Annotated in this window: 24 protein-coding genes; 19 read left to right on the forward strand and 5 right to left on the reverse strand. The window is 59.7% G+C overall.

Features of this window, described 5'->3' with window-relative positions:
* Position 1: 1 nt before the first annotated feature.
* The gene (locus MLC59_RS10735; RefSeq protein ID WP_248234163.1) at positions 2–910 is read right to left on the reverse strand and encodes an ABC transporter permease; all 909 of its coding nucleotides are present in this window, start codon (positions 908–910) and stop codon (positions 2–4) included.
* Between the two features lie 59 nt (positions 911–969).
* Positions 970–1,941 carry an ABC transporter substrate-binding protein gene (locus MLC59_RS10740; protein ID WP_248234164.1) on the reverse strand — a complete coding sequence of 324 codons (972 nt, stop codon included), beginning with the start codon at positions 1,939–1,941 and terminating at the stop codon, positions 970–972.
* Between the two features lie 325 nt (positions 1,942–2,266).
* Between MLC59_RS10740 and MLC59_RS10745 the strand changes: the two genes are divergently transcribed.
* Together MLC59_RS10745 and MLC59_RS10750 are read left to right on the forward strand one after the other, a co-directional pair.
* Entirely contained in the window at positions 2,267–3,934 is a 1,668-nt protein-coding gene (locus tag MLC59_RS10745) for an AMP-binding protein (RefSeq protein WP_248234167.1), read from the forward strand.
* A gap of 115 nt (positions 3,935–4,049) precedes the next feature.
* Complete coding sequence (locus MLC59_RS10750; RefSeq protein ID WP_248234169.1) at positions 4,050–4,523, forward strand: thioesterase domain-containing protein; 474 nt, start codon at positions 4,050–4,052, stop codon at positions 4,521–4,523.
* A 3-nt stretch (positions 4,524–4,526) separates the two neighbouring features.
* Here MLC59_RS10750 and MLC59_RS10755 read toward each other — a convergent pair whose 3' ends face one another.
* Entirely contained in the window at positions 4,527–6,221 is a 1,695-nt protein-coding gene (locus MLC59_RS10755; protein WP_248234170.1) for an ABC transporter permease, read from the reverse strand.
* Positions 6,222–6,329: 108 nt separating this feature from the next.
* Positions 6,330–7,349: a Fe(3+) ABC transporter substrate-binding protein gene (locus MLC59_RS10760; RefSeq protein WP_248234172.1), complete on the reverse strand. Its 1,020-nt coding sequence runs from the start codon at positions 7,347–7,349 to the stop codon at positions 6,330–6,332.
* 190 nt (positions 7,350–7,539) lie between these two features.
* On the opposite strand from MLC59_RS10760, the gene MLC59_RS10765 reads away from it, so the two are divergent.
* From MLC59_RS10765 to queF, 5 genes are all read left to right on the forward strand, one after another.
* Positions 7,540–7,812 (forward strand): PilZ domain-containing protein, encoded by a 273-nt coding sequence (locus MLC59_RS10765; RefSeq protein WP_248234174.1) that lies wholly within the window; start codon positions 7,540–7,542, stop codon positions 7,810–7,812.
* Positions 7,813–7,968: 156 nt separating this feature from the next.
* Positions 7,969–9,330, forward strand: a complete 1,362-nt coding sequence (locus tag MLC59_RS10770; protein ID WP_248234176.1) for an HD-GYP domain-containing protein — start codon at positions 7,969–7,971, stop codon at positions 9,328–9,330.
* Between the two features lie 136 nt (positions 9,331–9,466).
* Entirely contained in the window at positions 9,467–10,435 is a 969-nt protein-coding gene (locus tag MLC59_RS10775) for an ABC transporter ATP-binding protein (protein WP_248234179.1), read from the forward strand.
* Complete coding sequence (locus MLC59_RS10780) at positions 10,432–11,205, forward strand: ABC transporter permease (RefSeq protein WP_248234181.1); 774 nt, start codon at positions 10,432–10,434, stop codon at positions 11,203–11,205. The genes MLC59_RS10775 and MLC59_RS10780 overlap by 4 nt, the downstream gene beginning before the upstream one ends.
* A 9-nt stretch (positions 11,206–11,214) precedes the next feature.
* Positions 11,215–12,033: an NADPH-dependent 7-cyano-7-deazaguanine reductase QueF gene (gene queF, locus MLC59_RS10785; RefSeq protein ID WP_248234182.1), complete on the forward strand. Its 819-nt coding sequence runs from the start codon at positions 11,215–11,217 to the stop codon at positions 12,031–12,033.
* A 39-nt stretch (positions 12,034–12,072) separates the two neighbouring features.
* Here queF and MLC59_RS10790 read toward each other — a convergent pair whose 3' ends face one another.
* On the reverse strand, positions 12,073–13,512 hold the full coding sequence (locus tag MLC59_RS10790) for an adenylate/guanylate cyclase domain-containing protein (RefSeq protein WP_248234183.1): 1,440 nt from the start codon (positions 13,510–13,512) through the stop codon (positions 12,073–12,075).
* Positions 13,513–13,708: 196 nt separating this feature from the next.
* On the opposite strand from MLC59_RS10790, the gene MLC59_RS10795 reads away from it, so the two are divergent.
* The 12 genes from MLC59_RS10795 to flgL all read left to right on the forward strand — a co-directional run bounded on the left by MLC59_RS10795 (position 13,709) and on the right by flgL (position 26,337).
* Positions 13,709–14,263, forward strand: coding sequence for a nitroreductase family protein (locus tag MLC59_RS10795; protein WP_248234184.1), 555 nt, complete (start codon positions 13,709–13,711; stop codon positions 14,261–14,263).
* A gap of 253 nt (positions 14,264–14,516) precedes the next feature.
* Positions 14,517–14,915 carry a flagellar basal body rod protein FlgB gene (gene flgB, locus MLC59_RS10800; RefSeq protein ID WP_248234186.1) on the forward strand — a complete coding sequence of 133 codons (399 nt, stop codon included), beginning with the start codon at positions 14,517–14,519 and terminating at the stop codon, positions 14,913–14,915.
* Positions 14,916–14,944: 29 nt separating this feature from the next.
* Positions 14,945–15,394, forward strand: a complete 450-nt coding sequence (flgC, locus tag MLC59_RS10805) for a flagellar basal body rod protein FlgC (RefSeq protein WP_248234187.1) — start codon at positions 14,945–14,947, stop codon at positions 15,392–15,394.
* Between the two features lie 33 nt (positions 15,395–15,427).
* Positions 15,428–16,108, forward strand: a complete 681-nt coding sequence (locus tag MLC59_RS10810) for a flagellar hook assembly protein FlgD (protein ID WP_248234189.1) — start codon at positions 15,428–15,430, stop codon at positions 16,106–16,108.
* A gap of 13 nt (positions 16,109–16,121) precedes the next feature.
* Positions 16,122–18,026 carry a flagellar hook protein FlgE gene (locus MLC59_RS10815; RefSeq protein WP_248234190.1) on the forward strand — a complete coding sequence of 635 codons (1,905 nt, stop codon included), beginning with the start codon at positions 16,122–16,124 and terminating at the stop codon, positions 18,024–18,026.
* 538 nt (positions 18,027–18,564) lie between these two features.
* A complete protein-coding gene (locus MLC59_RS10820) occupies positions 18,565–19,317 on the forward strand; it encodes a flagellar basal body rod protein FlgF (RefSeq protein WP_248234191.1) in 753 nt (250 codons plus the stop codon).
* Positions 19,318–19,398: 81 nt separating this feature from the next.
* On the forward strand, positions 19,399–20,187 hold the full coding sequence (gene flgG, locus MLC59_RS10825; RefSeq protein ID WP_248234192.1) for a flagellar basal-body rod protein FlgG: 789 nt from the start codon (positions 19,399–19,401) through the stop codon (positions 20,185–20,187).
* Between the two features lie 20 nt (positions 20,188–20,207).
* A complete protein-coding gene (flgH, locus tag MLC59_RS10830) occupies positions 20,208–20,918 on the forward strand; it encodes a flagellar basal body L-ring protein FlgH (protein WP_248234193.1) in 711 nt (236 codons plus the stop codon).
* Entirely contained in the window at positions 20,906–22,012 is a 1,107-nt protein-coding gene (locus MLC59_RS10835; RefSeq protein ID WP_427901720.1) for a flagellar basal body P-ring protein FlgI, read from the forward strand. The genes flgH and MLC59_RS10835 overlap by 13 nt, the downstream gene beginning before the upstream one ends.
* 8 nt (positions 22,013–22,020) lie before the next feature.
* On the forward strand, positions 22,021–23,058 hold the full coding sequence (flgJ, locus tag MLC59_RS10840; RefSeq protein ID WP_248234196.1) for a flagellar assembly peptidoglycan hydrolase FlgJ: 1,038 nt from the start codon (positions 22,021–22,023) through the stop codon (positions 23,056–23,058).
* 5 nt (positions 23,059–23,063) lie between these two features.
* Positions 23,064–25,130 carry a flagellar hook-associated protein FlgK gene (gene flgK, locus MLC59_RS10845; RefSeq protein ID WP_248234198.1) on the forward strand — a complete coding sequence of 689 codons (2,067 nt, stop codon included), beginning with the start codon at positions 23,064–23,066 and terminating at the stop codon, positions 25,128–25,130.
* Between the two features lie 22 nt (positions 25,131–25,152).
* Positions 25,153–26,337, forward strand: a complete 1,185-nt coding sequence (flgL, locus tag MLC59_RS10850; RefSeq protein ID WP_248234201.1) for a flagellar hook-associated protein FlgL — start codon at positions 25,153–25,155, stop codon at positions 26,335–26,337.
* Positions 26,338–26,409 lie beyond the last annotated feature (72 nt).

Raw genomic sequence — 26,409 nt, forward strand, 5'->3', positions numbered from 1 at the left:
CTCAGGCCTTGTTACGGGTCATTCTTGCCTGCACCTTGGTGCGGAACCCGGGAAGAACGATCGCCAGGGTGACCAGGATGGCCGTAATCAGGTTCAGGTCCTGGGCGCCGAGGCCAAGTGCGTCTGCGTTAAGCGCGAAGGCAATGGCCAGGCGATAGATGATGGCACCCACCACACAGGCCAGCAGTGCCCGCAATACGGTGGTCGGGCTGATCACAGCTTCGCCACCGATCAGTGAGGCCAGGCCGATAACAATGACCCCTACGCCCATGGTGACGTCGGCTGCGCCCTGGCTTTGGGCCACCAGGGCGCCGGCCAGACCCACCAGGCCGTTGGACAGGGCGACGCCCAGTACCACCATGGCACCGGTGGCGATGCCCTGGGCCCGGGCCATGCGCGGATTGGCGCCGGTGGCGCGCATGGACAGGCCGAGTTCAGACTTCATGAATCGCCACAGCAGCACCAGGACGATGGCGGTAACCACGACAAACAGGGCCACTGGCGCCAGGAAATAGTATTCCGCGGGCAGCAGGCTGTCCCACCAGGTGACGACCGTGTCCTGCATCAGCAGGGGCACGTTGGGCCCGTCCATGATCCGCAGGTTCACCGAGTACAGGGCGATCATGGTGAGGATGGACGCCAGCAGGTTGAGAATGCCCAGCTTGACGTTCAGCAGGGCCGTGACGGCACCGGCGGCCATACCGGCAAGAATGGCCATGCCAGTCGCTAGCCAGGGGTTCCAGCCAGCGATGATCAGCACGGCGGCAACAGCGGCCCCGAGGGGGAAGCTGCCGTCCACGGTCAGGTCCGGGAAATCGAGAACCCGGAATGAAATGTAGATGCCGAAGGCCACGAGGCCGTAGATAAGGCCGGTCTCGACAGCACCGAAAAAAGCAATCTGACTAAGCATGAGGGGGCTTTCGCAAGGCTGGTGCAGGCCCGGCACAAAAGGCCGGGCCTGGCGGGTGTTCAGTCGTTACCGACTACTTTGGAGGCTTCGGAGATCAGGTCGTCACTCAGGGTGATGCCCATTTTCTCGGCAGCCTTCGGATTTACGTAGAGTTCCAGTTTGTCGACGGTTTCTACCGGGATATCAGCCGGGGAAGCGCCTTCGAGAACCCGAACAACCATGGCTCCCGTCTGGCGCCCCAGGTCGTAGTAGTTGAAGCCCATGGCTGCAACGGCACCGCGCTCGACCGTGGCGGTATCGGCAGCGAATACGGGAATCTTTGCGCGCTCGCCCACAGAGATTACGGCCTCGGCGGCGCTGATAACCGTGTTGTCAGTGGTCAGGTAGATGGCGTCCACCTTGTCTGACAGGGAGCGGGCCGCGCCCAGTACTTCCGAGGTCTTGGTGGCGGCGGCCTTCTCAAGCTTGAGACCGCGAGCGGCCAGTCGCTCTTCGAGCATATCCACCAGGGCCACGGCATTGGCCTCACCCGGGTTGTAGACAGTTCCGATGGTGCCGGCCTCAGGCACGATACGCAGCATCATGTCCAGGTGCCGGTCCAGGGGCAGCATGTCGCTGACGCCGGAAATGTTGGCCCCGGGGGCGTCCAGGCTTTTTACCAGCTTGGCGGCGACCGGGTCGGTGACGGCAGAGAAAACCACCGGGATATTGCGGGTGGCGGCCGCTGCGGTCTGTGCGGAGGGTGTGGCTATGGCGACGATGACGTCTGGTTGGTCACCCACGAACTTGCGGGCAATCTGGCTGGCGATGGCGGAGTTGCCCTGGGCGCTTTCATGCATCAGCTCGAGATTATCACCTTCATTGTAGCCCTGTTCGGCCAGTTCGTCCTTGACGCCCTGGTGCACCGCATCAAGTGCCGGGTGCTCCACGATCTGGGTGATGGCAACGGTTTTGGTTTCATTTGCCTGGGCCAGGGTAAAACTGGTCAGCAGGAGGGTACTTGCCAGAAGGCGCAGAAAGGTCTTGGCCATGAGCCGTCTCTCCAGAAGTTTGACGTTTGGGCAGCCCGGAACGGCCGGGCCAGCGGCAAAAAACGAGGCGGGAGTTTACCACAAGGTGTCGCGTTATGCGCCAGCGTTCGTGGCCGATATGAGCAGCTTGTGATGACGGGGCCGGCATAAAAATCGGTGTTATGCCGCAAATTTGTTGTCAACGACTTTGACGGCGTCCATGGTCTTGCCATAGTCTTCAGATACCGGCGGCAGGCACGTCGGAAATTCCAAGGATAACAACAAACAGGCGCACTTCCTCCACCATGGCAGCGCCTGACACAGACAGAGGTCTTCGGGAAGACGCATGAATAACCAACAAAAACTACCGCTCGACTTGATTTACCATTGGGAAACCGCCCGTGCCGAGAAGGTCTACATGACCCAGCCCCTGGCTGACGGCAAGGTGGTGGATTACACCTGGCGCCGCGCGGTAGGTGAGGCCCGGCGCATGGCCACGTATCTCAAGTCACTGAACCTGCCGGAGAAGAGCCGCATTGGCATTGTGTCCAAGAACTGCGCCCACTGGATCATGTCTGACTGGGCGATCTGGATGGCAGGGCATATCTCTGTGCCGCTTTACCCGACACTGAATGCCGATACCGTCAGCTATATCATCGAACATGCGGAAATCCAAGTCATGTTCGTGGGCAAGCTGGACGACTGGGAATCCATGAAGCCGGGGGTGCCGGATTCTGTACGCTGCATCAGCTACCCGCTGAGCCCGCCCACCAGCTTTGAAACCTGGGACGATATCGTGTCCCAGAATGCGCCCATGGAAGATAACACCACACGGGATCCGGAAGAGCTGGCCACCGTTGTGTACACCTCCGGCAGTACTGGCCGGCCCAAGGGCGTTATGCTGAGTTTCCACAACCTGGCCTATGCGGCCTCCGGTGCGGCAGACCGGCTGGAGGTGACCAGCGAGGATCGTTACCTGTCCTACCTGCCCCTGGCCCATGTGTTCGAGCGCTATGTGGGTGAGCTGGTGTCCATGAACAAGGGCTTCCACCTTTACTTTGCCAATACCCTGGATACCTTTGTGGAAGACCTGCAGCGTTGCCAGCCGACCCTGTTCATTGCGGTGCCGCGCATCTGGACCAAGTTCCAGCACGGCGTATTCGAAAAAATGCCCAAGGAGAAGCTGGACAAGCTGTTGAAGATCCCGCTGCTCAACCGCCTAATCAAGAAAAAGGTGCTCACCGGTCTTGGCCTTCAGCATGTGCGCTACGCCGGTTCCGGGTCTGCACCCCTGTCCCACGATATCCTGGAGTGGTATCGCAACCTCGGCCTGGAACTGCTGGAAGGCTATGGCATGTCCGAGAACATTGCCTACTCCCACACCACCCAGCCTGGCCGTGCCCGTACCGGCTATGTGGGCGAAGCCCTGCCGGGCGTGGAGTGCAAGATCGGCGAGAACGGCGAAGTGCTGGTGAAAAGCCCCACCACCATGATGGGCTACTACAAGGACGAGGAGAAAACGAAGGAAGCCTTTACCGAGGACGGCTTCCTGCGCACCGGCGACGTGGGCGAGATTGACGAACTTGGCCGCCTGAAGCTCACCGGCCGCCTGAAGGAAATCTTCAAGACCAGCAAGGGCAAGTATGTGGCCCCGGCCCCCATCGAGAACAAGCTGATGCGGGATGACCACATCGAGGCCGTTTGCGTGTCCGGTGAGAACCAGGTGTCTCCGTTCTGCCTGGTGATGCTGTCTGAAGCCGCCCAGGCGAAGCGGGATGATGCGTCCTTCCGCAAAGAACGGGAAAAGGACTTCGTGGAACTGCTCAAGGATGTCAACCAGACCCTGGATCCCCACGAGCACCTGCGCTTTATGGTGGTGGTCAAGGAGCCCTGGACCATCGAGAACGACTTCCTGACGCCGACCATGAAGCTCAAGCGCAACGTGGTGGAAGATGCCTATCGGGACCAGGTAGAGACCTGGTACGCCCAGGACAAGACCGTTATCTGGGAATAAACGGCTGCGGTTGGCCGCCCGGCGGCTTTCCGTTAATCTTTCTGTTCATTGTCAACGAAACCGGCCAAGTGGCCGGTTTCGTTGTTTCAGTCGCTATTTCCAATCCGGAGACGTCATGAGCCGCCTGTCTGAATTCCAGCAACGTATCCACCGCGTAATACCGATGACCGATGCCATGGCGGCGGAGCTGGTGAACTATGACGGCCAGCGGCTACTGGTGCGGGCGCCCCTGGTCCCCAACAGCAATCACCAGGGCACCGGCTTCGGAGGATCGGTGTATTCCATTGCCGTACTCGCGGCTTGGGGATTGATTGAACTGGTGGTGGAGGATGCGGGGGTGGATGGCCATGTGGTCATCCAGAGTGGCCAGATGGATTACGGCAAGCCCGTGGATGCCGATTTCTATGCCTTGTGTGAACTGCCCGGCGAGGAGCAGCAGCAGCGCTTTCTGACCATGCTCAAGCGCAAGGGCCGGGGGCGCCTGGTGTTGACCTCCCGGGTGTACTGCGGCGAGCCCACGGTAACCCCCGGCACAGAGCCGGTTGCTACCTTTGAGGGTCGCTTTGTGGTCAGGGCAGCGAGCGCGTGAGGGTTACTGCTGGCTGTAGGCGCGGGCGGAACCGATAGAGCGGCTCATCAGGATAATGGGCACAATGCCGGCCAGTACGATGATAAGGGCGGGCAGGGCGCTGATGCCCAGCATCTCGTCCGAGGCATACTGGTACACGTGGGTGGCCAGGGTGTCGAAGTTGAATGGCCTCAGGATCAACGTGGCCGGCAATTCCTTCATGGTGTCTACGAATACCACCAGGGCGGCGGTCAGCATGGTGCCCCGCAACATGGGCAGGTGTACCTGAAGCAGGGTAGCGGTGGTACTTCGCCCCAGTGACCGGGCGGCCATGTCCATGCTGGGAGTGATTTTCTGCAGGCCGCTCTCCAAGCTGCCGGCGGATACCGCCAGAAAGCGCACCGTGTAGGCGAAGATCAGCGCAAAGGCCGTGCCGCTGAACAGCAGGCCAGTGCTGATGCCGAACCAGTCCCGCATCCAGGCGTCCAGCTGGTTATCAAAGGCCGCCATGGGAACAATCACGCCCACTGCCAGCACCGCCCCGGGCATTGCATAGCCCAGGCTCGACAGCCGCATCATCACTTGCATGGGCCGTGTGTCGTGCAAGCGACGGCTGTAGGCCAGTATGAGCCCGATGGTCAGTGTGGTGAAGGCGGCGGCCCCGGATAGTGACAGACTGTTGAGGGTATTTTCCACGAAGTCGCCGGTCCAGCTCTGATCGAAGTAGATTGCCGCGTAGCGACCCAGAACCACCGCTGGCACGATAAAGCCGAGAATAATGGGTGCGGCGCAAACCGCCACGCAGATCCACTGGCGCGGCCGGCTCATGGAAAAGCGCTGGATGGGCGCGCGGCTGTCGCGGCCTGCGTACTGTTGCTGCCGGCGGCGGGAATAGCGCTCAAGGGTTACCAGGATCACCACGAAGGTGAGCATGATCATGGCGATCTGGGCAGCACCGCCCAGATTACCGAGGTTCATCCAGGTGTCGAACAGGCCAGCAGTTAGGGTCTGTACGGCAAAGAAGTCCACGGTGCCAAAATCGTTAAGGGTTTCCATCAGCACCAGTGACAGGCCCACCGCCACGGCTGGACGGGCAATGGGCAGCACGACGCGGAAAAACGTGCTTAGCGCCGAGTGGCCGAGGCTGCGGCTGACAGAGAACAGTGACGGCGACTGATCGAGGAAGGCGGCCCGGGCCAGCAGATAGACGTAGGGGTAGAGCACCAGCCCCAGCATCAGGGTGGCACCCCACAGGCTGCGGATGTCCGGAAACCAGTAGTCCCGGGCAGTAGTCCAGCCAAACCAGTCCCGCAGCGCGCCCTGTATCGGTCCGGCGTACTGGAGGAGATCCGTGTAAACGTAGGCAATCACATAGGCCGGCACGGCAAAGGGCAGCAGCAGCGCCCATTCGAACATCTTGCGCCCGGGGAAGTTGCACATGGTAACCGCCCAGGCCGTGGACAGGCCGATACTCAGGGTAATGGCAGACACGCCCACCATCAGCAAGAGGGTCGTCCAAACGTAGCGGGGAAGGGTAGTGTCCAGCAGGTGCGGCCAGATGTTTTCTTCGGGGAACAAAGCCAGCCAGGCAACGGAAAAGACCGGTAGTGCGACGATCGCGGTGATCAGCGCGGCTGACATCAGCCAGCGTTTGGAAGTACGGCGCGGCGTCAGCGGTGAGGGGGTTACCGGTTCTTCAATGACGTCGGCCTGGTTCATGGAAGTCCTGTTCGGTGGAAAAGGGCAGGAGTTTAACCAACAGCACCCCGAACAAACAATGCCGGCGGCTCAACAGGAGCCGCCGGCAGCAGGTTTTATTGATCCCGATCAGGGATTGTCATAGTCCACGCGGTCGACCATGCGCACTGCGTCATTGGCGTTCTCGGCGATGGTCTGCAGCGACAGGGTGTCAGCATTCAGCTCGCCCCATTCTGCCACGATACCGGTGGGCGATACGTCCGGGTTGGCCGGGAACTCGTTGTTGGCCTCGGCATAGATCTGCTGGGCCTCATCGCTGGACAGGTACTCCATCAGCTTGATGGCGTTGTCGCGATTGGGTGCACTCTGGGTCAGGGCAATGCCGCTGATGTTGATGTGCGTGCCACGGCCTTCATCGTTCGGGAACACGATGCGTACCTGCTCGGCAATGGGGCGCTGCTCGTCGTCCTGCAGCATGACGCCGTAGTAGTAGCTGTTACCGATGGCGACGTCACAGACGCCTTCCGCAACCGCCTTGATCTGGTCACGGTCGCCGCCCTGGGGCTTGCGCGCCAGGTTGTTCTTGACGCCTTCAAGCCACTGCTCCGCTTCTTCGGCGCCGTGATGGGCGATCATGGAGGAAATCAGGGCGATGTTGTACGGATGCTTGCCGCTGCGGGTACAGATGCGATTTTCCCACTCGGGATCGGCCAGTTCTTCATAGGAGGTGATCTCGCCTTCCTCGACCCGGTCAAGGGAGGTAAAGATCATGCGGCCGCGGGTGGTCAGGGCGAACCACTTGCCATCAGGGTGGCGCAGGTTTTCCGGAATGTTCGCTTCCAGGGTTTCGTTATCGACAGAAGCGGTCAGGTCACGGTCCACAAGCTCTGAGATGCGGGAGATGTCGACGGTCATGACCACGTCAGCCGGGCTGTTGCGACCCTCACGTTCCAGGCGCTCTGCCAGGCCTTTCTTGGCAAAGACCACATTGGTCTCAATGCCGGTATCTTCAGTAAATGCATCCAGCAGCGGCTTGAGCAGGAACTCCTGGCGGTAGGAGTAGATATTGACTTCGCCACTGGCGGCAGCGGGCAGGGGAGCGAGGGTGACGGCACAGGCGGCAACGGCCGCGGCAAGTTTCATTTTCATGTTGTGAATCCCGTTGCTAATCTGGTGAAAAACAAAAACCATTCTCATTTGTTGCTGGTGTGCTGTCAACAGGTTCACATTCTTTTAATACTGAAAATTATTGTTACGATTCAGAGCTATGTTTTATGTCAATTTTTCTGCTTTAGTGTGATGACTAATCCGACAAACTTCAGGCAGGCGTCAGAGAGTCATGACACAACCGAATCGACGTGAACACATCCGCACCGCACTGAATGCCAGGGTAAGCGTGACCCACGACAGTCTTGGCAAGCGTCACTTTGCTACTCGTGATATCTCTGACGGTGGCGTTTTCGTGGTCGTCGAGGAAGACGATTTCATGCCGGCGCTGGGGGATATCGTCACGGTCCAGGTGCAGGGACTTCCGGTACCCGCTCCGGAGTTGCGCATGGTCGTGGTGCGCCATACCGTTGACGGGTTTGGCCTGCAGTTCGCCGACCACTGATCCGCCGGATTCCACCCCTCATCGGATATCCCTCTATTTCGTGGACAGGTTGTGATCCGCGTCACGGCAATGTGCTGTCTTGCGGCAGGACAATAAAGGCAACCAAACGCAGTCGTCTGGTAACGATTTTGCATTCGTGTGTAACGGATTAGCGACATGGAGGTGACGACAATGGACGTTGTCGAAAAGCGGCCAGGACAGAGGTGGAAGGTGGGTGTAACCCAGAAAAAGGTTAACGCGCAGGACCTCGAGGTCGGGATGTTTGTGTCCGACCTTGACCGCCCGTGGCACCTGACGCCCTTTCCCATTCAGGGGTTCTACATCCGTTCCCAGGATGATATCCGGGCCTTGATCTCCCACTGCCGCTGGGTGATGGTGGACGTGGCTGAAAGCCGCGACAGCCTGGAATATGACCAGGCAGGCTCTCCCAGCTTTGCCCGCCGGGCCAGTCGCAAGGTGCGTCAGCAGGATATCCTGGAACTTCCACCCATCCAGGTCAGGAACCCGGTAAAGCACCGGGTTACCCGCTCGCTGAACCGTGAACTGCGCGCCAGTGCAAACCTGCCGGAAGAAGCAGAAGATGCCATCCAGAAAGTGGTTGGCGGTCTGCGCAATGATATGGTGCCCGACCTGCGACCGGTATCAAAGGTGGCCCGTCAGATGACGGCCAGTGTGCTGCGCAACCCTGACGCCCTGCTATGGCTGGCCCGGCTCCGTGAGCAGGATGATCACACCTATTGCCACTCGCTCAGGACGGCGGTCTGGGCACTGGTGCTTGGTCGTCACCTGGGCCTCGACGAACAACTGCTGACCACGTTGGCGACAGGCTGCTTGCTGGCCCACATCGGCAAGGCAGAGTTGCCCCGGTCATTGCTGCATAATGAACACCAGCTGGATGCTGCCCAGTATCAGCAGTACCGGACCTACGTAGAGCTGGGCGCCTGCCGCCTGGAAGAGGCTGGCGAGCCCCGCGGCGTGGTAGCGGTGGTCCGTGGACACCGGGAGCGCCATAATGGTTCCGGTTTCCCGGCGGGTGTTCGCGGTGATCGCATTCCTTTACTGTCCAGGATTGCCGGTCTCGTGGACTACTACGAATCCCTGATCACTCCCCGTGAGGGCTACCAACCCCTGTCGCCTGCGCAGGCGGTAAGCCAGTTGTTTGAACTGCGCAACGTCGAATTCCAGGAAGACCTGGTGGAGCAGCTTATCCAGTCCATTGGAATCTATCCGATCGGCACCCTGGTCCAGCTGACCAACGGACAACGGGGCATTGTCGTTTCCCATTCCCCGAAACGGCGCCTGATGCCAAAGGTGATGGTGATGACAGACACCGCCCAGCAGCCGCTGAAGGCGGCCAGGATGGTTAACCTTGCCACCTGTAACGAGGGGCGTCCTGTGGGCCAGTCATTGCGGGTGGAAGGCTGCCTGCCCAGTGGTACCGACGGCCTTGATCCAGGCCGGTTTAATATCAGCGGCGCCGAAAGTCGCTGGAACCTGCGTCGCCTCGTCGGTGTCTGACCCCCGGGCCCGGCACGCCCGCCGGGCCTGGTGTTTTCTTCATGGCGAGCTTCCGCGACTGACCCTCACCCTTGAATTTTCCCCGGTATGGCTCAAGATATAGCGCTTTCTGCCACTCACCCTTCCGGGATTTGCAATGACAATCCGACCGAACCAGGAGGCGCCTGCAACCTGGGCCCTTGAAATAGAAGATCTCAGGAAAAGCTATGGCAGCGGCTTCGAGGCCCTCAAAGGCATCGACCTGCGTGTGCAGGAAGGTGACTTCTTTGCGCTGCTGGGCCCTAACGGCGCCGGCAAGTCAACCACCCTGGGTATCGTTTGCTCCCTGGTGAACAAGTCCGCAGGCAAGGTGCGGGTGTTCGGCCATGACATTGATACTGACCTGGCCGGTGCCAAGCTCAACCTGGGCGTAGTGCCCCAGGAGTTCAACTTCAACCAGTTCGAGAAAGTGTTCGATATCGTGACCACCCAGGCCGGGTATTACGGCATCCCCCTGCGCAAGGCAAGGGCATCGGCGGAGCACTACCTGAAAAAGCTTGGCCTCTGGGACAAAAAGGACACGCCGGCCCGGATGCTCTCCGGCGGTATGAAGCGCCGGCTGATGACCGCCCGGGCGCTGGTCCATGAACCCAGGCTGCTTATCCTGGATGAGCCCACGGCCGGCGTGGATATCGAGCTGCGCCGGTCCATGTGGACGTTCCTCGAAGAAATGAACCGCAACGGCACCACGATTATCCTGACCACCCATTACCTGGAAGAGGCGGAAGCCCTCTGCCGTAATATCGCCATCATCGACCATGGCGAGATCCTGCGGCATACCAGCAAGAAAGAACTGCTGAACCAGCTGCATGTGGAGACCTTCGTGCTGGATACCGAGCAAGCTCTTTCCGTTGCGCCAGCACTCGACGGGTTCGAGACCCGCCTGGACGGCGAGGGCGCCATTGAGGTGGACGTGGAAAAGAGCCAGGGGCTCAACGGTGTGTTTGCCCAGCTGGACGAGCAGGGCATACGGGTTCTGAGTATGCGAACCAAGTCCAACCGGCTTGAGGAGCTCTTCCTGCGCATGGTGGAAGATAACGCCCGTGAAACGGAGGCGGCCCAGTGACTGCCAACGCCATCCTGACCGCGTTCCTGACCATCGTCATCCGGGAAATCCGCCGCTTCACCCGGATCTGGCCGCAGACCTTGTTGCCACCGGCGGTGACCATGACCCTCTACTTCATTATTTTCGGCAACCTGATCGGCTCCCGGATCGGGACCATGGGCGGGTTCGACTATATGTCGTTCATCGTTCCTGGCCTGATAATGATGTCAGTTATTACAAGCACCTACGCCAATGTGGTGTCATCTTTCTTTAGCATGAAGTTCCAGCGCAGTATCGAGGAGTTGCTGGTTTCGCCAACGCCGAACTGGACCATCCTGGCCGGCTATGTGGTTGGGGGTATGGCACGGGGACTGGGGATCGGCCTTATCGTGACCCTGTTGTCGCTGGCGTTTACACGGCTGCAGATCCACAACCTGCCGATGATGGTACTGACGGTGTTTCTCACGTCGGCGCTGTTTGCACTGGGTGGCTTTATTAACGCGATGCTGGCGACGAAGTTCGATGACATCTCCATTGTGCCCACCTTCGTGCTGACACCGCTCACCTATCTGGGCGGGGTATTCTATTCCATCGATCTGCTGCCGGGGTTCTGGCAGGGCGTGTCCATGATCAACCCGATCCTGTACATGGTGAATGCCTTCCGCTATGGCATTCTGGGGGTCTCGGATGTGAACCCCTATGTGGCGCTGGGCATGATCCTGGTGTTTATCGTTATTCTGTCCGTGGTGTCCCTGCGCATGTTGCAACGGGGCAAGGGCATCCGTAGCTGAGGAGTTGTCATGGCCCTTGACCACGCCCCGCTGGGCAAGTCCAGTGAATACCCGGAGCATTACGCGCCGGAGTTGCTGTTCCCGGTGCCCCGGGATGATAACCGGCGTCGTATCGGTCTGGAGGATGGTCGCTGGCCCTGGTTTGGTGATGACCTCTGGCAAGCCTGGGAGCTGTCCTGGTTGCGCCCGGGCGGAGTACCAGTGGTGGCCTGGGGAGAATTCCGGTTGCCGGCGGCCTCGCCGTCGCTGATTGAGTCAAAGTCCCTCAAGCTCTACCTGAACTCCCTCAACCAGGAGGTTTTCTCCAGCCATGACCAGGTGAGGGAAACGATTGAGCGCGACCTGTCCAGCGCCTGCGGTGCCCAGGTGGTGGTGACGCTTTACAGCGTGGATCGCAGCATGGCGGCAGAGGGCAGGCCGGCAGGGAGCATCCTGATTGATGACGAGCCGGTAGACAGCGTCGGTTATGACTATTGCCCTGAAGTGCTGAAGGCGCAGGGTGGTGTGGTGACGGAAAGCCTGTGTTCCCACCTGCTGAAAAGTAACTGTCCGGTTACCGGCCAGCCAGACTGGGGGTCACTGCTGGTGGAGTACACCGGCCCGGCCATTGACCGGTCAGCATTGCTGCAATACGTCGTGGGTTTTCGCCAGAAGCAGGATTTTCACGAACATTGCGTGGAAACGGTGTTCACCGACCTGATGCAGGCTTGTCAGCCTGAACGCCTCACTGTCAGCGCCCGGTACACCCGTCGGGGCGGGCTGGATATCAATCCCTGGCGGAGCACCAACCCGGGTGAGGCGCCACGGCTTCGGCTGGTGCGTCAGTAGGGGATCGGCCCGACGGCTTTGAGCATTCGCCTGCGAGCTTCAGGGCTGTTGCTCGGCTTCTTCTTCGCCCCGCAGTCGCTCAGCAGCTTCTTCCAGGGCTTCCAGGATGGCCTTGCGGTCATTGTCAGCAATCTTGCCGGAGTCCAGGTACATGGCGAAGCCGGCGTGCTCATGCTCAAGGAAGCTGCGGTTAGCGCCCAGGTCGCGGCGGAAGTCGATAACCTCGTAGATGGCGACCGGGCGGCCGAAGCCCTTCACCGTAATCTCGCCCTTGTCCCGGCACATAATCCGCTCCTTGATCAGCGAGAAGGTCTCGTAGGACACCAGGATCTGGCCGGGTTCCGCCAGTTGCTCCAGTCGGCTGGCCAGGTTTACTTCCTTGCCGATGATGGTGTAATCCATGCGGTTCTCCGCGCCGAAGTTACCGACAGTGACAAAGCCAGAGCTGATGCCCATGCGGATTTCCAGGGGGGTCCGGATGCCCTGGCTACGCCAGCGCTGGCGCATGATTTTCATATGGTTCCTCATGTCCACGGCCATGGAAACACAGGCCAGCGCGTCTTCTTTCTGCCCCCGGGATGAAGGGTCACCAAAGAAGATCATGATGGAGTCGCCAACAAACTTGTCGATGGTACCGCCGTAACGGAGCGCGACTTCGGACATTTCGTTGAAATAGTTGTTGAGGAGCTCGGTGAGGGCCTCCGGCTCCATCTCCTCGGACAGGTCGGTGAAGCCTTTTATGTCCGAGAAGAAGACGCTCAGTTTCTTGCGGCGGGTCTCCAGTCGCACATCCCGCTCGCCGGTGAAAATGGACTGCCAGACCTGGGGCGACAGGTACTTGGAAAGCTTGTCGGACAGGGCGATAGACTGCTCCCGCTGCTTCTGGATCTGGGTCTTGGCGGCCAGGAGAATGCGGGCCTGCTGATGGGTATAGAAAGCGGTCACGCAGATATACAGGCCGGTACCGGCCAGGGATACCAAGCTGGTCAGTAAGGGCGTGCTGAAATCATCGGTAACGCCCAGCAGGCCCACGACGAGGCCGGTCGCAGCAGCGAGCAGGAGGGTGCCGTAAAACCACAGGTACAGGCCACCCACGATCAGGCAACTGAACATCAGCATCAGCGCCATGGCCAGCGATGGTACCGGGGTCAGGCCAGTGAGGCCGATCACGCCGCCAGCGAAGATGCATTCCACCAGCAGGAGGTACTGACGGATCCGGGGCTGTCGGTCTGCGCCCAGCTTTCTGCTGACGAAAAGGATAGTGTGGGGCCAGACAAGGCCGGCGGCCAGCAACCACAGTAAGGATTCAGGGAAGATATCATCGGTAACGCCGGCAACGATTATGCCGCAGAAAGCTGCCGCGCCAAGTACCCGGCCGTTGAAATCCGGTAGCGGCGGGATCGCCTGTGGTGCCTCTTCCAAGGTCGCGTCCGCGCGGGGCTTGCGGCTGGTATCCGGCGTGCTTAAATACCCTGACATGCTTCGTCCCTGTGGTATACGAATCGTAATCACGGATTCGGGCGAAGCCCGGGCTGGCCTGGCAGCCTTGTTATTTTTGCCGGCGACGGTTACGGTTTCCAGCGATAGTATCCCGAATCCAGCGGATGAGACTACCAGTAACGGTGCAGGCGGACAATCCGGCGCCGTATCACCCAGCGGGAGATAACAGCTGAACATGCACAGCATAACGAAGGCTCTGCTTAACCGTAGTTCTGAACCCCGCCTGAAAGCGCCAGCACCCCCGGAAGACGTACTGGACCTTGCACTGGCCTGTGCCGCCCGGGCACCAGACCATGCCTTGCTGCGGCCCTGGCGCTACCTGGTCATTGAGGGAGCGGGCCTTGAGCGCCTGGGAGAGTTGTTTGAGGCCAGTGCGCCGGCCGATGCCAGTGACACGCAAAGGGAAAAGCTGCGCAAGGCACCCCTGCGGGCCCCCATGGTACTGGTCGCAATTGCCTCGCCGACAGAGCACCCCAAGGTACCCGCCTACGAGCAGGAATACGCGGTTGCTGCCAGCGCCGCCTATCTCGTGCTGGCGTTACAGGCGGAAGGTTACGGTGCCATGTGGCGTTCCGGAGAGGTTTCGGATAACGACCAGGTATGCAGGGGGCTGGGCCTGGCAGAGCACGAGAGCATCGTGGGCTTTATCTACGTCGGAACGGTTGACTCGGAAAAGCCGCCGGTACCTCGCCCGGAAATCTCCGAATTTGTCTCCCGCTGGCCCGGGTAGTCCTCCCTCCCTCCCTCCCTCCCTCCCTCCCTTCCTCCATGGCAACCCTGATTCCGGTCAAGGGAAAGGGGTTGCCGCCCCGGCCGCAAGCTTTCCCCGGTTTTTGCCTCTTGTATTCGAAAAGTAAAGCCAGACTGCTGAATTTAAACAAATAAATAACAATCCTGAGACTCTGGCACTGTCATTGCTTTTATCACTGCAAACAGCCCTGACCGGCAACAGGCGGCAGGGTTATGCAGTTACTGGAGGCACTATGGCAATCACCTTCGACAAGGCACTGGGTATTCACGAACAGGCCCTGACCGCTCGCAGTCAGCGGGCCCAGGTACTGGCGAATAACCTGGCCAATGCGGACACCCCTGGCTACAAGGCCCGCGATGTGGACTTCAAGTCCATGCTCAACCAGGCCACCGAAGCGTCACGGGGCGAGGCGATGGCTCGCACCCATCCGGCCCACCTGGACGTTTCCGGCTCCGGCAGCAGCCCCGAGTTGCTCTACCGCACGCCGCACCAGCCCTCCATTGACGGCAATACCGTAGACGCCCAGCAGGAGCAGACCCGGTTCATGCGCAACGCCATGGACTTCCAGGCCAGCTTCGAGTTTTTGAGCAGCAAGTTTTCCGGCCTGAGCAAGGCCATCACGGGCGAGTAAGCCGGCCACCGGAATAGAGGAGAGACAGTATGTCCCTGGGAAACATTTTTGATATCGCCGGCTCCGGCATGACCGCACAGCAGCTGCGACTGAACACTACGGCGTCGAATATTGCCAACGCCGAGACGGCCAGCTCCAGCGTGGATGAGACCTACCGGGCCCGCAAGCCGGTATTTGCTGCCATCCAGCAACAGCTTCTGAGCCCGGACCAGGGCAGCGGGCATTTCCGCTTCGGTGAGGAGCAGGGCACCGGCGTGACTGTCGAAGGCATTGTGGAAAGCCAGGAAGAGCTGCAGATGCGCTATGAGCCGCACCATCCCGCCGCCAACGAAGAAGGCTACGTGTTTTACCCCAATGTAAACGTGGTGGAAGAAATGGCTGACATGATGTCGTCGTCCCGGAGCTTCCAGATGAACGTCGACGTGATGAACGCCGCCAAGACCATGATGCAGCGTGTACTCACCCTGGGGCAGCAGTAACGGGCCAGTGATTCTTGTTCGGGGAAATGACCAATGAGCATTGTAAATAACACCACCTCAACGGCGGACGTGCTGGCAGAGTACCGCACCAAGCAAGAGAGCAAAGGCGCCGGTAGTGAGGAGCTGGGCAAGAACGAGTTCATGGAACTGATGATTGCGCAGCTGAAGAACCAGAACCCGCTGGAGCCCAAGGGTAACGGCGAGTTCATCGCCGACCTGGCACAGTTCAGTTCGCTGGAGGAAATGCAGAACCTGAGCTCGACCGTTGGTGACGTTGTCGGCGAGTTCCGCTCCTCCCAGGCCCTGCAGGCCTCCGCCATGGTAGGCAAGAGCGTCCTGGCACCGGCCAATTTCGGGACCCTGGGGCAGGACGGCGTGATGAAAGGTGTGGTGAACGTACCTTCGAGCACCGGTGGCCTGCGCATCAATATTGAGAACTCTTCCGGTGAGACGGTACGCCAGCTTGACCTGGGCCAGGCCTCCGCCGGCCAGCAGGCCTTCACCTGGGACGGTGAGGACGGTAACGGCAATCCCTTGCCGCCTGACCGCTATTACGTGACCGCCCAGGGCAGCTATCCCCAGGGCACTGAACAGCTGCAGACCCTGATGAGCGCCAATGTGGACAGCGTGTCCCTGGGGCAGGGCGGCAGCATCACGCTTAACCTTGCCGGCATGGGATCCATCCCCCTGTCGGAAGTACAACAAGTCAACTGAGTGAGGTTGAACCATGGCATTTAATATCGGACTCAGCGGGCTTCGTGCCTCACAGGTTGATCTGGACGTTACCGGCAACAACATTGCCAACGCCAGTACCGTCGGCTTCAAGGGTAGCAAGGCCCAGTTCGGCGATCTCTACTCCAGCGGCTTTCTGAGCGCCGGACGTACGACCGTTGGGAGCGGGGTAAAAACCCAGGACGTCAAACAGGGCTTCGCCCAGGGGTCGATCAGTGGCACGCAGAACGCCCTTGATATGGCAATCGACGGCGACGGCTTCTTTATCCTGAGCAACAACGGCGAAGTGCAGTATTCCCGGGCGGGTCAGTTCAGTATTGATAAGGACGGCTTTGTCGTTAATAACCAGAGTATGCGGGTCCAGGGCTTTGAAGCCGACGAGGATGGCAACCTCAGTGGTGTTCGGGGGGACCTGCAGATTGATACCGATAACCTTGCTCCCCGTCGTACTACCCGTTTCGATTCCGAAGTGAACCTGGACTCCAGGGAGTCTGTGCTGGAGGTTGTCAGGCAGACCTATGATGTGACTCCTTCAGATGAGGTTGGTGGTGAGGATGTACTGACCTTTTCCTACGATGACAACCGCACTGTGAATGTCACCATTGGTGAAGATGAGGATGCGAGGACCATCGCAGAGAAGCTGAATGCCCTCGACGGTGTCTCTGCCTCCGCCCGGACGACCTATGCGCTCGCGGAGGAAGTGACACCGGGTAGCAGTTTCACACTGCAGGGGAGTGAGTTTTCTGTGCCGGACAATGCCGAGGTAGATTCACCGGAAGCCGCACTGGACTGGCTGCAGGACGCGATCAATGCGTCACCCCTGAACTCTATCAACGCCACTCGTAACGAAGATGGAAGCCTCCAGCTTATTGATAGCCGCGGGAATAACCTTTCCCTCCAGCTGGTAGATGCAGATGGAAACGAGGTCCTCAATGAGGCCGAGATAGCGGGCCAGGTTAATCAGTTGGTGCTCGACCGGTCGGTCTCCGTCACGAAAGCGGTCAATGATGACGGCGACCCCATCGGGCCGGGCAACTTCCTGGCGTCTGAAGAGCCTTCTGTTACCCGTACCAATACTTTCGACCCGCAAGATCAGCGAACCTATAACCACGCGACGTCGTCAACCATTTACGACAGTCTCGGTAATCCGCACACGATGACGCAGTATTTCGTCAAAGAGCCGATTGCCGGTGGCGATAGTGTCTGGGCTATGTATGTTCAGATAGACGATGAAGATGTAGGGGATCCTCCGACCACAGACGGTGATCCCACCCGGGCGAGGTATGAGCTGACGTTCAACAGTGATGGCAGCCTGGCATCGGTTGATGGCAATCCGGACGGGCAGGTGCTGATCTCGAACTGGGCACCCAAGGATGGAAGCGGCGAACCCAACGGGGCTGACGGCCCGCTACTGGTGTCTGAGGGTGCAGACTTGCCGATAGCTGACCCGCCCGTCTCTTCAAACTTCATGATCGATGTGAATGAGACGACCCAGTACGGGTCTTCGTTCGGGGTTGTTGACCAGCGTCAGAACGGTTACACAACCGGGCGTCTGTCTGGCCTCGATGTGTCTGATTCCGGGATTATTTTCGCCCGTTATACCAACGGACAATCCCAGAACCTGGGGCAGGTTGCCCTGGCATCATTTGCAAACACCAATGGTTTGACGCCTGTAGGTGACACGAACTGGGTAGAAACCTTCGAATCCGGTCAGCCGATCTACGGAGAGCCGGGCACTGGGACGCTTGGGTCAATTTCTCCGAGCTCGGTGGAGGAGTCCAACGTGGACCTGTCCCAGGAGCTGGTTAACCTGATTATTGCCCAGCGTAACTACCAGGCCAATGCGAAGACCATTGAGACTTCGGATGCGGTGACTCAGACCATTATCAATCTTCGTTAACGGTTGATCGGTTGGGGTAGCGCATTAGTTTCTGCTTTGGTTTGAGTTGGGCTTGTCTGAGGGGCCCGGTGGAGGGCCCCGGGGGTCAGGGGCTCTTTCTTCGCCGCAATTCACGGCCCGTCCCTGGACCGGCCTTGCTCCGCGCCATCCATGGCGCTGCTACGAAAGAGCCCCTTACCCCCGTGACCTTATGAACCCCGTGCTTGCCTGATGATCCCAGCGGGATCTTAAGGCGTTTGCTTCATGGCCAGCTGTTGCCGCTGTTGCAGTGGCGTTATCACAGCAGTTCGTTGAGACGGAGTGTGGTGGTCCTTTTTCGCAACAGCGCCAGGGAAGGCGCGGAGCAAGGCCGGTCCAGGGATGGACCGTGAATTGCGGTGGAGAAAAAGGACCACCGCGCTCCGGCTCGGCACCGAACTTTGGTCCCGTACAACAATTCCCTTTCCCCGCCAAAAACGCCAACTAAGTTTTTGGCACGACTCCTGCAGGAACCAGGAAAACGACGAATGAACGTCAGATTTCCGGCAGGAGTTTTCCCATGGATAGATCCATCTACATAGGCATGTCCGGCGCCAAGCAGAACATGATGGCGCAGCAGGCCCATGCCAACAACCTTGCCAACGTCAACACCACCGGCTTCAAGAAAGATTTCGCCCAGGCCCGCAGCATGCCTGTTTTCGGCGAACACCATCCGACCCGCGCCTACGCCATGACTGAACGCCCGGGCACTGACTTCGCCCCTGGCGCCCTGCAGGAAACCGGCCGTGACCTGGACGTGGCCGTCGAAGGGGAAGGCTGGCTGGCCATCCAGAACAACCAGGGCGAAGAAGTCTTCACCCGTTCCGGCAGCCTGCAGGTGGACGTCAACGGAATGATGCGACTGGGTTCCGGTGAAATGGTGCTTGGCAACGGTGGTCCGGTGGCTCTCCCTCCATACGAGCGAATGCTGATCGGCGCCGACGGCACAGTCTCGATCCAGCCCGTAGGCAGTCCTCCGGACCAGCTCGTGGAAATCGATCGCCTGAAACTCGTAAATCCGCCGGCAGATTCCCTGATGAAAGGTGAGGACGGCTTCATCCGCCGCAAACCGGACCAGGCCATCGATGGCCCGGAGCAGCCGGACGCCAATATGCGCGTCGCTTCGGGTTTCCTGGAAAGTTCCAACGTCAATGCGGTGGAAGAAATGATCGCCAACCTGGAGCTGTCACGGCAGTTCGAAATGCAGGTAAAGGTGATGCAGACCGCCGATGAGAATTCCGAGGTTACGGCACGACTGTTGCAAAACCTCTGATAACGACACGAACAATGGCCCCGTCGCCCGCAAAGCGGCAAATCCTCGCCGCCTGGCGGCCGGCCTGAAAGGAGTACCGACATGCATCCAGCACTATGGGTCAGTAAAACCGGTCTGAGCGCCCAGGATACGAAGATGACCACCATCTCCAACAACCTGGCGAACGTGAACACCACCGGCTTCAAGCGAGACAATGCCGTCTTCCAGGACCTGCTGTACCAGGTAAACCGTCAGCCAGGTGGGCTCAATACCCAGAACGCCGAACTTCCGTCGGGCCTTCAGCTGGGTACCGGGGTGCGGGTAGTGGGCACTACCAAGCAGTTTACCCAGGGCAACCTTCAGGTAACCGAGCAGCCGCTGGACCTCGCGGTGGATGGCCGCGGCTTCTTCCAGATCCAGATGCCGGATGGCGAAGTTGCCTACACCCGTGATGGCCAGTTCCAGGTGAACTCCGACGGTGACGTGGTTAACCCGGACGGTTACCTGCTGGAGCCCAATATCAACATCCCCGAGAACGCCACCAGCGTGACTATCGGCAAGGACGGCACCGTGTCTGCGGTGGTCGAGAACCAGGCAGACCCGGTGAATCTGGGCGAGATTCCGCTGGTGGATTTCATTAACCCCCAGGGGCTGCAGGCCATGGGTGGCAACCTGTTCCGGGAAACCGCCGCCAGCGGTGACCCCCAGGAAGGTGAGGCCGGCATTGGCGGCCTGGGCTCCATCCAGCAGGGCATGACCGAGGCCTCGAACGTGGAAGTGGTGGAAGAGCTGGTCAACATGATCACCACCCAGCGGGCCTACGAAATGAACTCCAAGGTGGTGTCGGCTTCCGACCAGATGCTGCAGTTCATCACAAACAATATCGGTTAACAGTTGACGGGTTAGTAATCATGACAGTCCTTACCAACACATCTGCCAGCAGCACAGCCCGGCGCGTCCTCGGGGCGTCGCTGGTCATGGCGCTGGCCCTGCTGCAGGGCTGTCAGTCCATGACCCGCGAGCGTCCGGAGCCCAATGATCCGGCCTACGCCCCCGTACGATCAGAGGCAATGTCCCAGCGTGGTCCCCACACCGGCAGCATCTATCAGAACAGCCGCCGGTATAGCCTTTACGGCGACAACACGGCACGGAATGTGGGGGATATCCTCACCGTCACACTGCAGGAATCCACCAGCGCCACCAAGAATTCGGAAAGCAGTATCACCAAGGACAGTGAAATCGGCCTTGGCACCCCGTCTTTTTTCGGGCGCAACTTTGAGCGTCTGGGGGGCAGTGTGAACAGCGAGCGTGATTTTGAAGGCCAGGCCGAGGCGGACCAGAGCAACAGCCTGGCAGGCAGCATTACAGTCACGGTGACGGATGTACTGCCGAATGGCGTGCTGCATATTCGCGGTGAAAAGTGGCTGTCGCTTACCAATGGTGACGAATACATCCGCGTCAGCGGACTGGTCCGCCCGGAGGACATCTCACCGAACAACACCGTGTCATCCCAGCGAATCGCCGATGCGCGACTCGCCTACGGCGGTACCGGTGACTTTGACCAGGCCAACCAGCCCGGCTGGCTGACTCGATTCTTCAACAGTGAGTGGTGGCCCCTGTGAGCGCTTTCAGAACCATTGCGATCAGTCTGATACTGGCCCTTGTGGCGGGTCCTGTGCTGGCGGACCGCCTGAAGGACCTGACCCGGGTGAAGGGCGTGCGTGACAACCAGCTGGTGGGCTACGGCCTGGTGGTCGGCCTGGACGGTACCGGTGATTCCGCACCTTTTACCAGCCAGACCTTCCGCAACATGATGAACCGGTTTGGCATCACCATTCCGGAAGGGGTAAACCCGGATACCGATAACGTGGCAGCTGTCAGTGTCCACGCCACATTGCCGCCGTTTGCCAAGAACGGGCAGACCCTGGATATCACAGTGTCGTCCCTCGGTAACGCCGACAGCCTGCGCGGCGGCACCTTGCTGATGACGCCGCTCAAGGGTGCCGACGACCAGGTCTACGCCATGGCCCAGGGTAGCCTGGTAGTGGGTGGTTTCGGTGCCCAGGGCCAGGATGGCTCCCGGATTACCGTCAATGTACCCAGCGTCGGTCGTATACCAAACGGCGCCACCATCGAGCGGGAAGTGACCAGTCCCTTCACCGAGGGTGACACCATCACCCTTAACCTGCTGCGGGCCGACTTCACCACGGCACGCCGGGTGGTGGATACGGTTAATGACTTCCTGGGCGAAGGCATGGCCTATGCCCATGATGCAACGTCGATTTCGGTCAAGGCACCAAGGGATCCTTCCCAGCGGGTGAGCTTCCTGTCGATCCTGGAAAACCTGGAAGTCGACCCGGCCGAGGAGGCCGCCAAGGTAGTCATTAACAGCCGTACCGGCACCATCGTTGTGGGCCAGAATGTGGAAGTGAGCCCCGCGGCTGTGACCCACGGCAACCTGACGGTCACCATCCAGGAAAACCCGGAAGTAAACCAGCCCAATCCGTTTGCCGGTGGTGAAACCGTGGTTACTCCCAATACCCAGATCGCGGTCACCGAAGACCCGGCCCGGATGTTCCAGTTCGGCCCGGCGACCACCCTGAACGAGATCGTGCAGGCCGTGAACCAGGTGGGTGCGGCGCCAGGGGATGTGATGGCGGTGCTTGAAGCCCTCAAGCAGGCGGGCGCCCTTCGCGCCGAGCTGATTGTCATATAGGTGATCTGATGCAGCAGTCCGGAATCCAGCAGGCTCAGTATTACACCGAATTCAGTGGCCTCAACGCCCTGAAGACCCAGGCTCGTACTGATCGCAAAGCTGCCCTGGAGGAGGTCGCCCGGCAATTTGAGGGCATGTTCCTGAACCAGATGCTCAAGAGCATGCGATCAGCCAACGAAGTTCTGTCGGAGGGCAATTACCTGCAGAGCAACGAGTCCGGGTTTTACCAGGACATGTTCGACAGCCAGTTAAGCCTGTCCCTGGGCAAGAACCAGGGTTTCGGGCTGGCGGATGCGCTGGTTCGCCAGCTCAGCCGGCAGATTCCGGGCATGGACACCGAGGGCAACACCATGCCGGGAGCCCGTCGCACCCTGGCGGACTACGACCGCAGCCTGCCACCGCTTTCTCCGAAGCTGCCTGAACGGGTGGATGAAGTCAGGGCGCTGGCCGAGCAGCCCCGGGAAACGCGCCGTGCCGAGGTCGGCAAGGGGCCGAGCGTAACGCCGGCCACCCCGAGCACCCAGCCGATGCCGGAGCGTTTCGAGAGCCCGGAACACTTTGTCCGCACCCTGCTGCCCCTGGCACAGGACGTGGCAGCAGAGTCCGGCATTGATCCGCGGCTGATGGTGGCCCAGGCCGCGCTGGAAACCGGCTGGGGCAAGCATATGATCCGCGGCAATGACGGGGCGCACAGCTACAACCTGTTCGGCATCAAGGCGGACAGCCGCTGGCAGGGTGAGTCAGTGAACATTGCCACCACCGAATTCAGGGAAGGCGTGGCCATGAAGGAGCGCTGGGATTTCCGTCGCTATCCGGATTACCGGGAGAGCTTCCGGGACTACGTCAGCTTCCTCCAGGACAACCCCCGTTACCGGGATGTCTGGGAAGTAGCTGACCAGCCGGAAGTCTTCGCCGAGCGGCTGCAGGAGGCGGGCTACGCCACTGACCCGGCGTACGGTCGCAAGATTCGCAGCATTATGGAAGGGGAGCCCTTCGAGGCGGCCCTGAACCAGTTCCCGACCGTTTCCATGGTCGGTGAGGAGTAACCACCATGGCAGGTCTGATTGGTATCGGTCTGAGCGGGGTTCTGGGGCATCAGTCTGCCCTTAACACCACGGGCAACAACATCACCAATGCCAACACCCCCGGTTACAGCCGGCAGGAAGTGCAGTTCGAGTCCAGCCCGACCCGTTACACCAGTAATGGTTCTGTCGGTACAGGGGTGGATGTTGCCAATATCCGTCGGCTGGCGGACCAGTACCTCGTGGACCAGGTGCGTTCGGATACCGCTCTCTACAGCGAGCAGGAAACCCTTCGCAAGGAACTGTCCCGTCTCGATGACCTGTTGGGCGGGGAAGACACAGGCCTGTCCAAAAGCCTGAACAATTTCTTCGCTGCCATGCAGAACGCCGCAGAAGACCCGGGCTCATTACCTCAGCGCCAGTTGGTGTTGAGTGAGGCCCAGAGTGTGGTCAACCGGTTCCAGGCCCTGCATGAGGAGTTCGTCCAGCAGCGGGAGCTGGTCAAGACCCAACAGACCGAGAACGTGGCGGATGCCAATACCCTGCTGAATACCGTAGCGGAACTGAACCTGGCCATTTCCGAGTCTCCGGGTGTGGCCCAGGGGCGCCTGCCCAACGACCTGGCGGATCAGCGGGATGAAGCCATCCGCAAGCTGTCCGAAATACTTCAGGTACGAGTGAACCAGGCCGGGGGTGGTCAGCTGAATGTCTCGCTGGCCAATGGCCAGGCCCTGGTAGTGGGCGCTGACGCATCCCAGCTGGGTACCCGCCGAAATGCGGATGACCCTGCACGACTGGAGTTCACCCTGACTGTGGGCAATCGCACACAGGTTATCGACGACCAGGTGACCGGCGGCAAACTAGGCGGCCTGCGGCGTTTTGAGAGCGAAGGCCTGGGCCCGGCGTTTGATGAGCTGGGCCGGGTGGCCATTGCCCTGCAGGGATCGGTCAACCACCAGCACCAGATTGGTATGGACCTGGAAGGCGATCTGGGCGGGCTTTTTTTCAGCGAGGTCAACAGTCGCGACAAGCAGCTGGCCCGGGCGATTGCCAGTGGCAACAATCAGCCGCCCCAGAACTCGGTGGTGGGCGTGGACATTACGGATACCTCGGAACTGCCTGCCGGCTCCTGGACCCTGCTGTTTACTGAGGAAAACGGCCGCAGCTATGAGCTGATCGACCAGAAAAGTGGCAAGGTCGTGAACCAGGGGCGCCTGCCGGATGAGTTACCGGCTGAAATCACTATGCCGGGCTTCAATGTGTTTGTGGAGTCCGGGGACTTCAGCAAGGGTGACAGGTTCCAGATCCAGCCGACCCGTTTTGAGGCATCCAATATTGACCTCAAGGTGGAGCGGGAAGAGGACCTGGCGTTTGCCAGCCCGGTGCGGGCGGAGGCTGACAGTGGTAACAGTGGCGACGCGAAGATCAACCAGGGGTTGATGTTCGATGTGCGCAATCCCCTGACCAACGCGCCACTGTCAGAGTTCAGCGTTCGGAACAACCTGACACCACCACTGGAAGTGAGGTTCAGGGACGATATTGATGGAGACGGGACCTCTGACGGGGTTATGTACTACGACCTGTATAACGCTGATACCGGCGCGCTGGTGCAGGATGGCGTTACCGCAGACCCGCAGAATATCTATCGACCGGGCATCAGCAACAAATTGTTTTCAGAAAACCCTTCGGATCCCGACTATCGCGGCTTCCAGTTCGAGATAAGTGGCAACCCGAAGCACGGTGACAGCTTTACTATTCGCTACAACAGCAACGGTACCGCCGACAATCGCAACGCTGAACTGATGGCGGCCCTGGCCACGAAAAACACCATGAACAACGGTAGCCAGAGCTTTACCGAAGGCTACGCTGGCCTGGTCGAACAGGTGGGGGTAAAAACCCGCCAGGCGCAGCTGGACAGCGATTCCGGCAAAACCCTGCTGGATCAGTCGGTGAACCAGCGGGAAGCGGTATCCGGCGTCAACCTGGACGAAGAAGCCGGCAAGCTGATTCAGTACCAGGCTGCCTATAACGCCTCCGCCCGGGTTATGGGCGTGGCCCAGGAACTGTTTGACACACTGCTTGGCACTTTCCGATAGGCCGGGTTTGAGGTGATGTGACATGATCAGAATTTCTTCTCAGCAGATTTTTTCCGGTGGCATCAACCGCCTGCAGGACCTGAACGTCAACCTGAACCAGACCCAGGAGCAGGTTTCCACCGGTAAACGGGTTAACCGGCCTTCGGATGATCCGGTTGCGGCGGCACGTATCCTGAAACTGGATCAGGAAGTGGGGCGTATCGAGACATACCAGCGCAATGTGGGGCTGGCCGAGAACCGGCTGCAACTGGAAGAAAGCTCGCTTTCCAGTATGACCGATATTATCCAGCGGGTACGTGAGCTGACGGTGCAGGCGGGTAACGGCTCCCTGAGTGCCAACGATCGCCAGTCCATCTCCGCTGAGCTCAAGCAGCGCTTGCAGGAACTCGCGTCCCAGGCCAATACCCAGGACAGCGCTGGCTCCTACATCTTCAGCGGTTTTCAGGGGGAGAGTCCCGCATTCGCAAAGAATATAAACGGCGACTGGGTGTACCAGGGTGACGAAGGCCAGCGAAAGCTGGAAATCGATGATGGTGTGAACGTGGCCATCAGCGATCATGGCAAGGACCTGTTTGTGAACGTGCCGGCCGGCGAGCCGACGTTCTTTACTGAGGTGGGCCCTAATGTTCAATCCGGGGCGCGTATCAGTAGCGGTGTGGTGCTGGAGCCTGAGCGGGTTGCCGATGCTTCACCCACGGATTACCTGGTGACTATCGAGCAGGACGCGTCGCAGGCGTCTGGGTTCCGGTACGATATCCGCGATAAGAATGATCCTGCCGGTCCTGTGTTGGATACTGGTGAGTATGTCAGTGGAGACAGTATTCGCTACCAGGGAATGCAGTTCGAAATATCGGGGGCTGCCGACGGGGATGAATTCCGGGTTAACACCAGTGACAAGCAATCGATCTTCCGCACTGTCGAGAAGTTGATTTATGGTCTGGATAACCTCCCGAAACAGCCGGAAGCGGCCAGTATTACGGGCTTTGATCCTGAAAACGGCAACTCGCTAAAGATCAACGACGCCGAGTTTGTGTTCGATGGCAGTGAGGGCATGGATGAACTTGCCGCGATGATTAATGGCAGACAGGACGAGTCGCTCGTTGGCATTGAGGCCAGGGTGGAAGGCGGCGAGGTCAAGCTCATTTCATCCAGCAAGGAAATCAGTATCCAGGCCGGTGACATGGTAGGGGCAACTGCGGCCTTGTAGTGGCCCCCATTTAAACCGGACACCTTGGTAGAAGCAAAGGCCTAGGCATAGACCTAGTGCAAAGGAGTGTCC

The organism is Marinobacter bryozoorum, from assembly GCF_023156245.1.
GTDB lineage: Bacteria > Pseudomonadota > Gammaproteobacteria > Pseudomonadales > Oleiphilaceae > Marinobacter > Marinobacter bryozoorum.

Coding starts and splice junctions, on each gene's coding strand:
- flgC (WP_248234187.1), top strand. CDS start 14,945: ATGTCCCTGGGAAACATTTTTGATATCGCCGGCTCCGGCATGACCGCA.
- flgK (WP_248234198.1), top strand. CDS start 23,064: ATGGCAGGTCTGATTGGTATCGGTCTGAGCGGGGTTCTGGGGCATCAG.
- MLC59_RS10770 (WP_248234176.1), top strand. CDS start 7,969: ATGGAGGTGACGACAATGGACGTTGTCGAAAAGCGGCCAGGACAGAGG.
- MLC59_RS10775 (WP_248234179.1), top strand. CDS start 9,467: ATGACAATCCGACCGAACCAGGAGGCGCCTGCAACCTGGGCCCTTGAA.
- MLC59_RS10750 (WP_248234169.1), top strand. CDS start 4,050: ATGAGCCGCCTGTCTGAATTCCAGCAACGTATCCACCGCGTAATACCG.
- flgG (WP_248234192.1), top strand. CDS start 19,399: ATGCATCCAGCACTATGGGTCAGTAAAACCGGTCTGAGCGCCCAGGAT.
- flgH (WP_248234193.1), top strand. CDS start 20,208: ATGACAGTCCTTACCAACACATCTGCCAGCAGCACAGCCCGGCGCGTC.
- MLC59_RS10815 (WP_248234190.1), top strand. CDS start 16,122: ATGGCATTTAATATCGGACTCAGCGGGCTTCGTGCCTCACAGGTTGAT.
- MLC59_RS10735 (WP_248234163.1), bottom strand. CDS start 910: ATGCTTAGTCAGATTGCTTTTTTCGGTGCTGTCGAGACCGGCCTTATC.
- MLC59_RS10765 (WP_248234174.1), top strand. CDS start 7,540: ATGACACAACCGAATCGACGTGAACACATCCGCACCGCACTGAATGCC.
- flgL (WP_248234201.1), top strand. CDS start 25,153: ATGATCAGAATTTCTTCTCAGCAGATTTTTTCCGGTGGCATCAACCGC.
- MLC59_RS10810 (WP_248234189.1), top strand. CDS start 15,428: ATGAGCATTGTAAATAACACCACCTCAACGGCGGACGTGCTGGCAGAG.
- MLC59_RS10740 (WP_248234164.1), bottom strand. CDS start 1,941: ATGGCCAAGACCTTTCTGCGCCTTCTGGCAAGTACCCTCCTGCTGACC.
- MLC59_RS10745 (WP_248234167.1), top strand. CDS start 2,267: ATGAATAACCAACAAAAACTACCGCTCGACTTGATTTACCATTGGGAA.
- MLC59_RS10755 (WP_248234170.1), bottom strand. CDS start 6,221: ATGAACCAGGCCGACGTCATTGAAGAACCGGTAACCCCCTCACCGCTG.
- MLC59_RS10790 (WP_248234183.1), bottom strand. CDS start 13,512: ATGTCAGGGTATTTAAGCACGCCGGATACCAGCCGCAAGCCCCGCGCG.
- MLC59_RS10795 (WP_248234184.1), top strand. CDS start 13,709: ATGCACAGCATAACGAAGGCTCTGCTTAACCGTAGTTCTGAACCCCGC.
- flgJ (WP_248234196.1), top strand. CDS start 22,021: ATGCAGCAGTCCGGAATCCAGCAGGCTCAGTATTACACCGAATTCAGT.
- MLC59_RS10760 (WP_248234172.1), bottom strand. CDS start 7,349: ATGAAAATGAAACTTGCCGCGGCCGTTGCCGCCTGTGCCGTCACCCTC.
- queF (WP_248234182.1), top strand. CDS start 11,215: ATGGCCCTTGACCACGCCCCGCTGGGCAAGTCCAGTGAATACCCGGAG.
- MLC59_RS10820 (WP_248234191.1), top strand. CDS start 18,565: ATGGATAGATCCATCTACATAGGCATGTCCGGCGCCAAGCAGAACATG.
- flgB (WP_248234186.1), top strand. CDS start 14,517: ATGGCAATCACCTTCGACAAGGCACTGGGTATTCACGAACAGGCCCTG.